Here is a 12,624-nt window from a genome sequence, read left to right as displayed (position 1 = left end):
AGGCTGGCCGCCCGGATAAGGGGAAGGGCTTAATGGCAACGGTTGACCGCTGGCTGCTCCCGGATGGCATTGAAGAAGTGCTGCCACCCGATGCTGCACGCATTGAAGTCGCACGACGTCAGGTACTGGACCTGTTCCAGAGCTGGGGCTATGAATTCGTCGTCACTCCGCATATCGAATACCTTGAGTCGCTGTTGATCGGCGCCGGTTCCGATCTGGACCTGCGTACCTTCAAGGTGATCGATCCGCAGTCGGGGCGGCAGATGGGCTTTCGCGCCGACATCACGCCGCAGGTGGCGCGTATCGACGCCCACACCCTCAAGCGTGAAGGTCCGACACGTCTGTGCTACGCCGGTAGCGTGCTGCATGCCAAGCCGCGTGCATTGTCCAATTCGCGCAGCCCGATCCAGCTGGGTGCCGAGCTTTATGGCGATGCAAGCACCAGCAGTGACGTCGAAGTCATCAGTTTGATGCTGGCGATGCTGCAGCAGGCCGAAGTGCCGGATGTGCATATGGATCTGGGGCATGTCGGTATCTACCGCGGCCTGGCGCGTGCAGCCGGCTTGTCTGGCGAGGTCGAGCAGCAGTTGTTCGATGCACTGCAGCGCAAGGCCATCGACGAGGTCGTGAGCCTGACCACCGGTCTGCCTGCCAACCTGGCTTCCATGCTGCAGGCGCTGGTCGGGCTGTGCGGCGGCCGTGAGGTGCTGGCCGAGGCCCGTGAACGGCTGGCGGGTGCGCCTGCACCGGTACTGGCGGCACTGGATGACCTGCTGGTGGTGGCCGAACGCCTGACCGCGCGCTTCCCGCAGTTGCCGCTGTATTTCGACCTGGGTGAGTTACGCGGTTATCACTACCACACCGGTGTTGTGTTTGCCGCGTTTGTGCCGGGTGTAGGCGAGTCGATTGCTCAGGGTGGCCGGTACGACGATATCGGTGCCGATTTCGGTCGTGCACGTCCGGCTACCGGCTTCTCGACCGATCTGAAAACCCTGGTCACTCTGGGGCAGGCCGAAATCGAAGTGCCGACCGGCGGTATCTGGGTGCCGGACAGTAATGATTCAGCGCTCTGGCAGTCCATCTGCCAGTTGCGCAAAGACGGGCAACGTGTCGTTCAGGCGTTGCCTGGGCAGCAGGTAAGCGCCGCGCGTGAAGCTGGCTGCGACCGGCAATTGATTCAGCATGGTGAGGGCTGGCAGGTAATGCCACTGGCCTCTTGAGTATTCCTGCCGGCTGCCGCCGGCACCAAGTTTGCGTGAATGAGGACGAGTGTTATGGGTAAGAATGTCGTAGTCCTGGGCACCCAGTGGGGTGATGAGGGCAAAGGCAAGATCGTCGATCTGCTGACCGAACATGCTGCCGCCGTAGTTCGCTATCAGGGCGGTCACAATGCTGGCCACACCCTGGTGATCGATGGTGAGAAGACCGTACTGCATCTGATTCCGTCCGGTGTACTGCGCGAAGGCGTACAGTGCCTGATCGGTAACGGTGTGGTCGTGGCGCCCGACGCGCTCATGCGCGAAATCGTCAAGCTCGAAGAAAAAGGCGTGCCGGTGCGTGAGCGCCTGCGTATCAGCCCTTCCTGCCCGCTGATCCTGTCTTACCACGTTGCGCTGGACCAGGCGCGCGAGAAGGCTCGTGGCGAGCTGAAGATCGGTACGACCGGTCGCGGTATTGGCCCGGCCTACGAAGACAAGGTTGCTCGTCGCGGCCTGCGTGTGGGCGACCTGTTCCATCGCGAGCGTTTCGCTGCCAAGCTGGGTGAGTTGCTGGATTACCATAACTTCCAGCTGGTCAATTACTACAAAGAGCCGGCTATCGACTTCCAGAAAACGCTGGACGAATGCATGGAATACGCCGAGCAGCTGCAACCGCTGATGCTCGATGTGACCGCCGAACTGCACGACCTGCGTCGCGCCGGCAAGGACATCATGTTCGAAGGTGCTCAGGGTTCGCTGCTCGACATCGACCACGGTACTTACCCGTATGTGACCAGTTCCAATACCACTGCTGGCGGTATCGCCACCGGCTCCGGTTTTGGTCCGCTGTACCTGGACTACATTCTGGGCATCACCAAGGCCTACACCACTCGCGTAGGTTCCGGTCCGTTCCCGACCGAACTGTTCGACGACACCGGTGCGTTCCTGGCCAAGCGTGGTCATGAATTCGGCTCCACCACTGGCCGCGCTCGTCGTTGCGGCTGGTTCGACGCCGTGATCCTGCGCCGTGCCATCGAAATCAACAGCATCTCGGGCCTGTGCCTGACCAAGCTGGACGTGCTCGACGGTCTGGAAACCATCAATATCTGCGTCGGTTACGAGAACGAAAACGGTGCGGTGATCGAAGCGCCGACCGATGCCGACAGCTATGTAGGCCTGCGTCCGGTATATGAGCAGTTGCCGGGCTGGAGCGAATCGACGCTGGGCGCCAAGACCCTTGCCGAGCTGCCGGCTGCTGCCCAGGCTTACATCAAGCGCATCGAAGAGCTGGTGGGTGCTCCGATCGACATCATTTCGACCGGTCCTGACCGCAACGAGACGATCGTCCTGCGTCATCCGTTCGCCTGATCTGATCGCGCTACACGACAAAGGGTCGCATTTGCGACCCTTTGTCGTTTCTGGGCAGCTGAGTTGCTCATAAATGTGTTACTTGCTGTGGGCACGACTATTGCTGTAGAAACGTCAGAAAAGATGCTATCAGTTTGATGGCGTTTGTTGGTGGAAGGAGTTCCCCCGTGTCTGCTGTCCTTTCTCTGCTGCGTAGTCGTTTGTTGCGTCCTGTATTCATTGCTCTTGGTATTGCCCTTCTGGTGCAAGTGCTGGTCGCTGTTGCGCTGACACGCAGCACGGTGGCTGCGCTGGAGGCTGATCTTGCCCGCAGTCTGGGTGTGGATTCGCAACAGCTGTCGACTCAGTTGGAGCGTGCCAGTAACGAAGTTGCTTCCAGCCTGGAAGCGCTATCGACCAATACCCGCCAGCGTTTGAGTCAGGGCTTGTCCACTCGTTTGAAGGATGAGCAGGGGCAACTGCGTGCCACGCTGGAAAAGAACCTGCACGAGTCTGCCAGTGACATGGCCGAATTGCTGGCGGCGGTTGCGCCGCGTGCCATGTGGGATAACGACACCCCGACCCTCTCCGAATTCGCCCGCCGGGCGCAGCGCAATCCCAACGTGTTGTTCGTCGTCTATGACGATGCGGCCGGTGAGCACCTGACTCGCTACCTGGATCGAGATAACGCCAAGATCAAGGCGCTGCTGGCCAAGGGGCAGGGCGAGCGGGCCATGGACAAGGTCCTGGATGCGGCGAAAACCGATCCGGGTGTGTATTACGTCGAAGCATCGATCAGCCCCAATGGCGTCGAGATCGGCAAGGTGCGCATGGGGGTTTCTACCAGTGCGGTGGAAGAAAACCTGACTGCGCTGGACAAGCGCTTTTCGGGCCTCATCAGCAGTAGCGAGCAACTGGTTTCAGAGAGCCTGGCCAGTGCTTCGGCAGGCAGTTCGACGGCGCTGCGCAGCCGCTTGCAGGAGGCACACAACACTGCCGACACCATGGCGGGCAATACCCGGCTGGCGGTGCAGCAAGCAGCTGAATCACTGCGCTGGAGGATTGGTCTGAGCCTGGCGCTGGTCGGGTTGGGTGTGCTGCTGTTGGTGGCTGTGGTGCTTGGGCGGCGGGTGGTCAGCAAACTGCGCTTGCTGATTGCGGCCCTGAATGACCTGGCAGCGGGTGAGGGTGATTTGACCAAGCGGGTCAAGCTCGACAGCGATGACGAAATTGGCGATATGTCAGCAGCGGTCAACCGGTTTGTCGACAAGCTGCAGCCAATCGTGCGTGAGGCGGGTGAGGTGGCCCAGCGTACCGGTGTCGAAATCGGCGTGATGAGCGAGCGCAATGCCGGTGCTGATGCGGCAGCCGGGCGGCAGCGTGATGAAGTCGCCGCCAGCTTGCAGGCGCTGGAGCGTATGGCCGATGAGGCGCAGAACGAAAGCCAGGTGATGCAGAGTGCGTTGCAGCAAGTGGTGGGAATCAAGCAGGCGACCGATGAAACCACGCGCACTGCCAACCAGGTGGGCGGTCTGATCGAGGCGCTGGCCGGGCAGGTCGAGACCGGTGCTCAGGTGATTGAGCGTCTGGCCCAGCAGAGTCAGCAGATCGAAGTGGTGCTTGAGGTGATTCACGGGATTGCCGAGCAGACCAATCTGTTGGCCCTGAACGCGGCGATTGAAGCGGCGCGGGCCGGTGAAACCGGACGTGGTTTTGCTGTGGTGGCGGACGAGGTGCGGGCGCTGGCCAGCAAGACTCAAAGCTCCACAGGCGATATTCAGGAACATATCGTGGCGTTGCAGCGCGGCGCCAAGGAGGCGGTGGCGGCAATTGATCAGGCCGGCCGGCAGGCCAAAGAGGGGTTGGCGGTGTTGCGTGACAGTTCCAGGTTGCAGCAGTCGGTGCAGGAGTCGGTCGAGCAGGTGCATGCGGCCATTGGTCTGGCAACTCAGGCCGCTGTGCATCAGGCGCAAGGTGCGCAGGCGGTGCGTGGTCGGGTCGAGGTGATCCATGCCCAGGCGGAGCGCGCAGCGCAGGCGGTATCGGAAACCACTGCCAGTGGTAAAGTGCTGAGTGGTCTGGCGGCGCAGCTCAAGGCGAGCCTGGGGCAGTTCCGGGCTTGATGGGGCTGGTATGCGGGTGGCGGCTTCGGTCGCCACTGATTTGTGTGGCGGGGGATTTGCGTAGGTGGCGCTAGGGCGGAATTGATTGTCGGTTAGGGTGATGAAAAACCGGATCTCAGAAAGCACAAAACCGAGCCAGTGGCTCGGTTTTGTTTGAATTGGTGCCCAGGAGAAGACTCGAACTTCCACGACCGTAAGGTCACCAGCACCTGAAGCTGGCGTGTCTACCAATTTCACCACCTGGGCGGATATTGCATTTGCAGCGTTTGCTTTTTCAGCTACATCCAAGACATTATCTTGAATGTTTGAATTGGTGCCCAGGAGAAGACTCGAACTTCCACGGCCGTAAGGCCACCAGCACCTGAAGCTGGCGTGTCTACCAATTTCACCACCTGGGCAACTCGTTGCATTTGGCTTTAATTTCGTTTGAAATCAAAGCTTGTCACAACTCAACGTAGGCTGTGCCGTCGTTGTGGTGCGCATCATAGGGATGGCATGAAAGCCTGTAAAGCTCTTTTTTAAGGTTTTTGAAAAAAAGTGACTGGATGGGGTTAGACGCCTTCATTTAGCGTTTCAATCCCGTATATGCGAAACTGCGCCCTTACAGATAAGGTGAACGAATACTAATGGCCGATTGGCAATCCCTCGATCCCGAGGCCGCCCGTGAAGCGGAAAAATACGAAAACCCCATTCCCAGCCGCGAGCTGATCCTGCATCACCTCGCTGAGCGTGGTTCGCCCGCTGCCCGTGAGCAGCTGGTCGACGAATTCGGTCTGACCACCGAAGACCAGATCGAAGCCCTGCGCCGCCGTTTGCGGGCCATGGAGCGCGATGGTCAACTGATTTACACCCGTCGCGGCACCTATGCGCCGGTCGACAAGCTGGACCTGATCCTGGGTCGCGTGTCGGGCCACCGTGACGGCTTCGGCTTTCTGGTTCCGGACGATGGTTCCGATGACCTGTTCCTGAGCCCGGCACAGATGCGCCTGGTGTTCGACGGCGACCGTGGCCTGGCGCGTGTGGCCGGTTTTGATCGTCGTGGTCGCCGCGAAGGGGTGATTGTCGAAGTCATCTCCCGTGGGCATGAAACCATCGTGGGTCGCTACTACGAAGAAAGCGGCATTGGTTTCGTGGTGCCTGACAATCCCAAGGTCCAGCAGGAAGTGCTGATCACCCAGGGACGTAACGGTGGCGCCAAGGTGGGCCAGTTCGTCTCGGTGAAGATTACCCACTGGCCGACCCCGCGCTTCCAGCCTCAAGGTGACGTGGTCGAAGTGGTAGGCAACTACATGGCTCCGGGCATGGAAATCGACGTTGCGCTGCGCAGCTACGATATTCCGCATGTCTGGCCGCAAGGGGTGCTCAAGGAGGCCGGGCGCCTCAAGCCCGAAGTCGAAGAGCGCGACAAGGCCAACCGCATCGACCTGCGCCATCTGCCGTTCGTGACCATCGACGGCGAAGATGCCCGCGACTTCGACGATGCGGTGTACTGCGAAGCGCGCCCCGGCAAACTGCGGCTGTTCTCCGGTGGCTGGAAGCTGTACGTGGCGATTGCCGACGTTTCCAGTTATGTGAAAGTTGACTCGGCGCTGGATGCCGAGGCCCAGGTGCGTGGCAACTCGGTGTATTTCCCCGAGCGCGTCGTGCCCATGCTGCCGGAAGAACTGTCCAATGGCCTGTGCTCGCTGAATCCGCATGTCGATCGCCTTGCCATGGTCTGCGAGATGGATTTCTCCAAGACCGGCGAGATGGTCGATTACGTGTTCTATGAAGCCGTGATCCACTCCCATGCGCGCCTGACCTATAACAAGGTCAGCACCATCCTTGAGCACTCGCGTACTTCCGAAGCACGCAAGCTGCGTGAGCAATACAACGAAGTGGTGCCGGACCTCAAGCAACTGTATGCACTGTACAAGGTGCTGCTGGGCGCACGGCATGCGCGTGGTGCCATCGATTTCGAAACCCAGGAAACCCGCATCATCTTCGGTGCCGAGCGCAAGATCGCCGAGATCCGCCCGACCACCCGCAACGATGCGCACAAGCTGATCGAGGAGTGCATGCTGGCGGCCAACGTGGCCACTGCCGAATTCCTCAAGAAGCACGAGATTCCTGCCCTGTACCGGGTGCATGACGGCCCGCCGCCAGAGCGTCTGGAAAAGCTCAGTGCCTTTCTTGGTGAGCTGGGGCTTTCGCTGCACAAGGGCAAAGAGGGGCCAACCCCGAAGGATTACCAGGCGCTGCTGGAAACCGTGCGTGAACGCCCGGACCATCACCTGATCCAGACCGTGATGTTGCGTTCGTTGAGCCAGGCAGTCTACACCTCCGACAATAACGGCCACTTCGGCCTGAACTACGAGGCCTACACGCACTTCACCTCGCCAATCCGTCGCTATCCGGACCTGCTGACCCACCGTGCGATCCGCAGTGTGATCCGTTCCAAGCGCGAGACGCCCCATGTGCGGCGTGCTGGCGGGGCGACCATTCCCAAGGCGCGGATCTATCCGTACGACGAAACAAGCCTTGAGCAACTGGGCGAGCAGTGCTCGATGAGCGAGCGCCGTGCCGACGAGGCCACCCGCGACGTGGTCAACTGGCTCAAGTGCGAGTACATGAAAGACCGTGTGGGTGAGACGTTCCCGGGTGTCATCACCGCCGCGACCGGCTTTGGCCTGTTTGTCGAGCTGACGGACATCTATGTCGAAGGCATGGTGCATGTCACTGCCTTGCCGGACGACTACTACCATTACGACCCTGTGCACCATCGCCTGGCTGGTGAGCGCAGCGGGCGCAGCTACCGCTTGGGCGACAGCATTGAAGTGAAGGTCATGCGCGTCAATCTGGACGAACGCAAGATCGACTTCGAAGTGCCGGCCGGTTCAGCGACTGCGGCTGCACCGCGCAAGCGTCAGTTGCAGGGGCAAAATCAGGGGCAGAGCCAATCGCCTTTCAGTGAGCCGCCCGCAGCGCCGGCAAAAAAGGAGCGACGCACCACTTCAGCCAAGCGTGCGGTGGCTGATGCTTACTATCCGAGCGATGCCGTGGCCAAAAACGCCGAGGTGCGCAAGAGCCGGGAAATGAAAAAGGCGCTGCTGGCCGAAGCCAAGGGTGCTGGCAAGTCTTCAGGCAAGTCCTCATCGCACAGCGGTGAGACTGCTGGCAAGCCGACCAAGCATCGCAAGGGGCCATCGCGGTCCAAGTCCAAGGGCAAGTCATGAGTGAGCTGGAAAAAGTCTACGGCGTGCATGCCGTAGAGGCGTTGTTGCGTCATCACCCCAAACGGGTCAAGCAGATCTGGCTGGCGGAAGGGCGCAGCGAGCCGCGGGTGCAGAACCTGGTTGAACTGGCCACGCAGAACCGCGTGCAGATCGGTCAGGCCGAGCGTCGCGAGATGGACGCCTGGGTTGAAGGCGTGCATCAGGGTGTGGTCGCGGAAGTCAGCCCCAGCCAGGTCTGGGGCGAGGCGATGCTCGATGAGTTGCTTGAGCGTCATGAAGGCACGCCATTGCTGCTGGTGCTCGACGGCGTGACCGATCCGCACAACCTCGGTGCCTGCCTGCGCACCGCCGATGCCGCCGGTGCGCTGGCGGTGATCGTGCCCAAGGACAAATCGGCAACCCTCAATGCCACGGTGCGTAAAGTGGCCTGTGGTGCCGCTGAGGTCATCCCGCTGGTGGCGGTAACCAACCTGGCGCGTAGCCTGGAAAAACTGCAAAAACGCGACGTGTGGATCGTCGGCACTGCGGGCGAAGCCGAGCAGGAGCTGTACCAGCAGGATCTTACCGGGCCGATCGCCATTGTCATGGGCGCCGAAGGCAAAGGCATGCGCCGTCTGACCCGCGAGCATTGCGATTTTCTGGTGCGCCTGCCCATGGCCGGCAGCGTCAGCAGCCTCAATGTCTCGGTTGCGACCGGTGTGTGTCTGTTCGAAGCCCTGCGCCAGCGCGGCAGCAAGCGCTAGGCGCTGCGCGCCAGCTACAAGCTGTAAGCGACAAGCTACAAGAAAAAGCAGAACCGGGCGGACACAGTATTACCGTTTGGCACGATCTGCCTTTGTTCTAGCTTGCAGCTTGCAGCTGCTCATTGCTCAATAATTCACCAATGTTCTTGCGCCACCTCCGGCGCTTCTCTACAATTGCGCCCCTTGCTGTCATGGCAGGCGTTCATGCGCCTGTGACGAGCAAGATCAGAACGAGTCATTCACTCCTTGTCTGACCGCGCAAGCGGCAGGCTACAACCCGTAAGGAGCATTCATGCGTCATTACGAAATCATCTTTCTGGTTCACCCGGACCAGAGCGAACAAGTCGGCGGCATGGTCGAGCGTTACACCAAGCTGATCGAAGAAGACGGCGGCAAGATCCACCGCCTGGAAGACTGGGGCCGTCGTCAACTGGCCTACGCCATCAACAACGTTCACAAGGCTCACTACGTGATGCTGAACGTTGAATGCTCCGGCAAGGCTCTGGCCGAACTGGAAGACAACTTCCGTTACAACGACGCCGTGATCCGTAACCTGGTCATCCGTCGTGACGAAGCTGTTACCGGCCAGTCCGAGATGCTCAAGGCTGAAGAAAACCGCAGCGAGCGCCGTGAGCGTCGCGATCGTCCTGAGCACGCTGACAGCGCCGATGGCGACGACAGCGACAACAGCGACGTTAGCGATAGCGCTGACGAGTAATCCACGGACCTTTTGAGGAGCCTATTAAATGGCACGTTTCTTCCGTCGTCGTAAATTCTGCCGCTTCACCGCTGAAGACGTGAAAGAGATCGATTTCAAAGATCTCAACACTCTGAAAGCCTACGTATCGGAAACCGGCAAAATCGTTCCAAGCCGTATCACCGGTACCAAAGCTCGCTATCAGCGTCAGCTGGCCACCGCTATCAAGCGCGCCCGCTTCCTGGCCTTGCTGCCTTACACCGACAGCCACGGCCGCTGAGACCGGGTCGTCGACAAGCGTAACAAGGGATAGATCGCATGCGTGCCTTGGCTGAATTGATCATGCGCGGCCGTATGCAGGCCACCTTCGTGGTGGTCGGATGTGCGGCATTGCCGCTGCTGTTCTGGTTGAGTGCTGCCGCAGGATGCCTGGTGCTTCTGCGACGCGGGTTCAGCGATGCCGCCGGCATCCTGGCCTGGGCTCTGCTGCCGGCTTTGGCCTGGTGGTATTTCGGCGAACCGCGCACCGCCATGGTGTTGGTCGGATCGCTCGGCCTGGCAATGGTTTTGCGTGCCAGCGAGTCCTGGGCCCGTGTGTTACTCGCCAGTGTGGCGTGGGGACTGATGTATGCAGTGATCCTGGGAGCGGTATTCCGCGAACCCATCGAGCTGTTGTCGCAGGAGATTCAGAAACACCTGCCGACAATGCTCGCCGGCCTCTACGAGCAAATGAGCGTAGAAGAGCGGGCCCGTCTGGGATCCCTGATTGCACCGGTACTCAATGGCCTGATAGCGGCTTTGTTGCAGATCGTCAGTGTGCTGACCCTGATGCTGGGGCGTTACTGGCAAGCGTTGTTGTACAACCCTGGCGGTTTCGGGCGCGAATTTCGTGCCGTGAGACTGTCGCCAATACCGATGCTGGTACTGGTGGTCGCCATGCTGGTCGGGCCGAATTTCGGTCCCCACATGGCCATGCTGACACCTCTGTGCAGCGTGCCGCTGGTCTTTGCAGGGCTGGCACTGGTTCATGGCCTGGTCGCTGAAAAGCGTCTTGGCAAATTCTGGCTGGTGGGGATGTATGTCGCGCTGCTGTTATTCATGCAACTGATCTATCCGTTGCTCGTGGTTCTGGCCATTGTCGACAGCCTGATTGATTTTCGCGGCCGCCGGGGGTCGAAAGACGCCGGTAACGGTCCTGCGAACGGTGAAGGTTAAAAGTTTAGAGGATTTCCACATGCAACTGATCCTTCTGGAAAAAGTCGCCAACCTGGGCAACCTGGGCGACAAAGTAAACGTTAAGGCCGGCTACGGTCGTAACTACCTGCTGCCTTACGGCAAAGCCACCCCTGCGACCCCAGCCAACCTGGCTGCGTTCGAAGAGCGTCGTGCTGAGCTGGAGCAACTGGCTGCAGACAAGAAAGCTTCGGCTGAAAGCCGCGCTGCCCAACTGGCCGAGCTGGAAGTGACCATCACTGCCACCGCTGGCGACGAAGGCAAGCTGTTCGGTTCGATCGGCACCCACGACATCGCTGACGCACTGACCGCCTCCGGCGTTGAAGTTGCCAAGAGCGAAGTTCGTCTGCCGAACGGCACCATCCGTAACGTCGGCGAGTACGACGTTGCCGTGCACCTGCACAGCGACGTTGATGCGACCGTTCGCGTTGTCGTGGTGGCTGCGTAAGCAGTACGTGATGCTCTGGCGGCTGGCCCGCCAGAGGATTAACATCGGGCACGATCCTGTTTACAGGTCGTGCCCTTTGTCTTTCTGAAATGAGTAACTACTAATTCCAGTGGCCATGAACGACATTTCCGCCCCCGAGCAATACGATCTGCAAACCGCTGCCCTCAAGGTGCCGCCGCATTCCATCGAGGCCGAACAGGCTGTGCTGGGTGGTCTGATGCTGGACAACAACGCCTGGGAGCGCGTGCTCGATCAAGTATCCGATGGCGATTTCTATCGACATGACCACCGCCTGATCTTCCGGGCCATTGCCCGGCTGGCCGATCAGAACCTGCCGATCGACGTCGTGACCCTGTCAGAGCAACTCGACAAGGAAGGCCAGACCTCTCAGGTCGGCGGCCTTGGGTACCTCAGCGAGCTGGCCAAGAACACCCCGTCGGTGGCCAATATCAAGGCCTATGCGCAGATCGTCCGCCAGCGTGCGACCCTGCGGCAACTGATCGGTATCAGCAACGATATCGCCGACAGCGCGTTCAACCCTGAAGGCCGCACTGCCGAGGAAATTCTCGACGAGGCCGAGCGGCAGATCTTCCAGATCGCCGAGGCGCGTCCCAAGACTGGCGGCCCGGTCGGCGTCAATGACCTGCTGACCCGCGCCATCGACCGCATCGACACGCTGTTCAACAGCAACAATGCGATCACCGGCTTGTCCACTGGCTATACCGATCTGGATGACAAAACCAGCGGGCTGCAGCCGGCCGACCTGATCATCGTTGCCGGTCGTCCATCGATGGGTAAGACCACCTTTGCCATGAACCTGGTCGAAAACGCCGTGCTGCGCAGCGAAAAGGCCGTGCTGGTCTACTCGCTGGAGATGCCAGGCGAATCGCTGATGATGCGGATGCTGTCATCGCTGGGGCGTATCGACCAGACCAAGATTCGCTCCGGGCAACTGGACGATGATGACTGGCCGCGCCTGACCTCGGCAGTCAACCTGCTCAACGACCGCAAGCTGTTCATCGACGATACCGCAGGCATCAGCCCGTCGGAAATGCGCGCCCGAACCCGGCGCGTCGCCCGCGAGCATGGCGATATTGGCATGATCATGATCGACTACCTGCAGTTGATGAAAATTCCAGGTGCCGGCGGCGAGAACCGGACCAACGAAATCTCCGAGATTTCCCGCTCCCTCAAGGCACTGGCCAAGGAATTCAACTGCCCGGTCATCGCCCTGTCGCAGCTCAACCGCTCTCTGGAGCAACGGCCGAACAAACGCCCGATCAACTCCGACCTTCGTGAATCCGGAGCGATCGAGCAGGACGCCGACGTGATCATGTTCGTCTACCGCGATGAGGTCTACCACCCGGAGACTGAGTTCAAGGGGGTTGCGGAAATCATCATCGGCAAACAGCGTAACGGCCCGATCGGCACGTCACGGCTGGCGTTCATCGGTAAATACACCCGCTTCGAAAACCTCGCGCCGGGCAGTTATCAGTTCGACGATGATTGATCCTGCCGGCACTTTGTCCTGGTGACAGCTTGTCGGCCTGGTGTTCCACACCGGCCCGGCTGTCATATAAAAACGCGAAGCTTTGCCGGGTGCGCAGCAACCCCAAACA

10 protein-coding genes and 2 tRNA genes are annotated in these 12,624 nt (G+C 60.1%); 10 read left to right on the top strand and 2 right to left on the bottom strand.

Annotated features, from left to right (window positions below):
• Positions 1-32 precede the first annotated feature (32 nt).
• The 3 genes from NRB16_RS14500 (at position 33) to NRB16_RS14490 (ending at position 4,669) form a co-directional block, all read left to right on the top strand.
• Positions 33-1,220, top strand: coding sequence for an ATP phosphoribosyltransferase regulatory subunit (locus NRB16_RS14500; RefSeq protein ID WP_045486831.1), 1,188 nt, complete (start codon positions 33-35; stop codon positions 1,218-1,220).
• A gap of 54 nt (positions 1,221-1,274) precedes the next feature.
• The gene (locus NRB16_RS14495; RefSeq protein ID WP_045486833.1) at positions 1,275-2,567 is read left to right on the top strand and encodes an adenylosuccinate synthase; all 1,293 of its coding nucleotides are present in this window, start codon (positions 1,275-1,277) and stop codon (positions 2,565-2,567) included.
• Between the two features lie 167 nt (positions 2,568-2,734).
• Entirely contained in the window at positions 2,735-4,669 is a 1,935-nt protein-coding gene (locus tag NRB16_RS14490) for a methyl-accepting chemotaxis protein (protein ID WP_257106387.1), read from the top strand.
• A 159-nt stretch (positions 4,670-4,828) separates the two neighbouring features.
• Here the strand turns inward: NRB16_RS14490 and NRB16_RS14485 are convergent.
• Together NRB16_RS14485 and NRB16_RS14480 are read right to left on the bottom strand one after the other, a co-directional pair.
• Positions 4,829-4,915: transfer RNA gene (locus tag NRB16_RS14485), tRNA-Leu, on the bottom strand.
• Between the two features lie 65 nt (positions 4,916-4,980).
• Positions 4,981-5,067: transfer RNA gene (locus NRB16_RS14480), tRNA-Leu, on the bottom strand.
• A gap of 228 nt (positions 5,068-5,295) precedes the next feature.
• Here NRB16_RS14480 and rnr point away from each other — a divergent pair.
• The 7 genes from rnr (at position 5,296) to dnaB (ending at position 12,515) form a co-directional block, all read left to right on the top strand.
• On the top strand, positions 5,296-7,884 hold the full coding sequence (gene rnr / locus NRB16_RS14475; protein ID WP_257106386.1) for a ribonuclease R: 2,589 nt from the start codon (positions 5,296-5,298) through the stop codon (positions 7,882-7,884).
• A complete protein-coding gene (gene rlmB / locus NRB16_RS14470; protein WP_257106385.1) occupies positions 7,881-8,627 on the top strand; it encodes a 23S rRNA (guanosine(2251)-2'-O)-methyltransferase RlmB in 747 nt (248 codons plus the stop codon). The genes rnr and rlmB overlap by 4 nt, the downstream gene beginning before the upstream one ends.
• Positions 8,628-8,919: 292 nt before the next feature.
• The gene (gene rpsF, locus NRB16_RS14465; RefSeq protein ID WP_045486846.1) at positions 8,920-9,345 is read left to right on the top strand and encodes a 30S ribosomal protein S6; all 426 of its coding nucleotides are present in this window, start codon (positions 8,920-8,922) and stop codon (positions 9,343-9,345) included.
• 28 nt (positions 9,346-9,373) lie between these two features.
• Positions 9,374-9,604: a 30S ribosomal protein S18 gene (gene rpsR, locus NRB16_RS14460; RefSeq protein ID WP_003249563.1), complete on the top strand. Its 231-nt coding sequence runs from the start codon at positions 9,374-9,376 to the stop codon at positions 9,602-9,604.
• Positions 9,605-9,642: 38 nt separating this feature from the next.
• Positions 9,643-10,539, top strand: a complete 897-nt coding sequence (locus NRB16_RS14455; RefSeq protein ID WP_045486849.1) for a hypothetical protein — start codon at positions 9,643-9,645, stop codon at positions 10,537-10,539.
• 19 nt (positions 10,540-10,558) lie between these two features.
• The gene (gene rplI / locus NRB16_RS14450) at positions 10,559-11,005 is read left to right on the top strand and encodes a 50S ribosomal protein L9 (protein ID WP_045486850.1); all 447 of its coding nucleotides are present in this window, start codon (positions 10,559-10,561) and stop codon (positions 11,003-11,005) included.
• Between the two features lie 115 nt (positions 11,006-11,120).
• Positions 11,121-12,515 (top strand): replicative DNA helicase, encoded by a 1,395-nt coding sequence (dnaB, locus tag NRB16_RS14445; RefSeq protein ID WP_045486851.1) that lies wholly within the window; start codon positions 11,121-11,123, stop codon positions 12,513-12,515.
• Positions 12,516-12,624: the final 109 nt, after the last annotated feature.

The organism is Pseudomonas sp. LJDD11 (assembly GCF_024584215.1).
GTDB lineage: Bacteria > Pseudomonadota > Gammaproteobacteria > Pseudomonadales > Pseudomonadaceae > Aquipseudomonas.
This window is presented reverse-complemented; position numbering and strand designations above follow the sequence as displayed.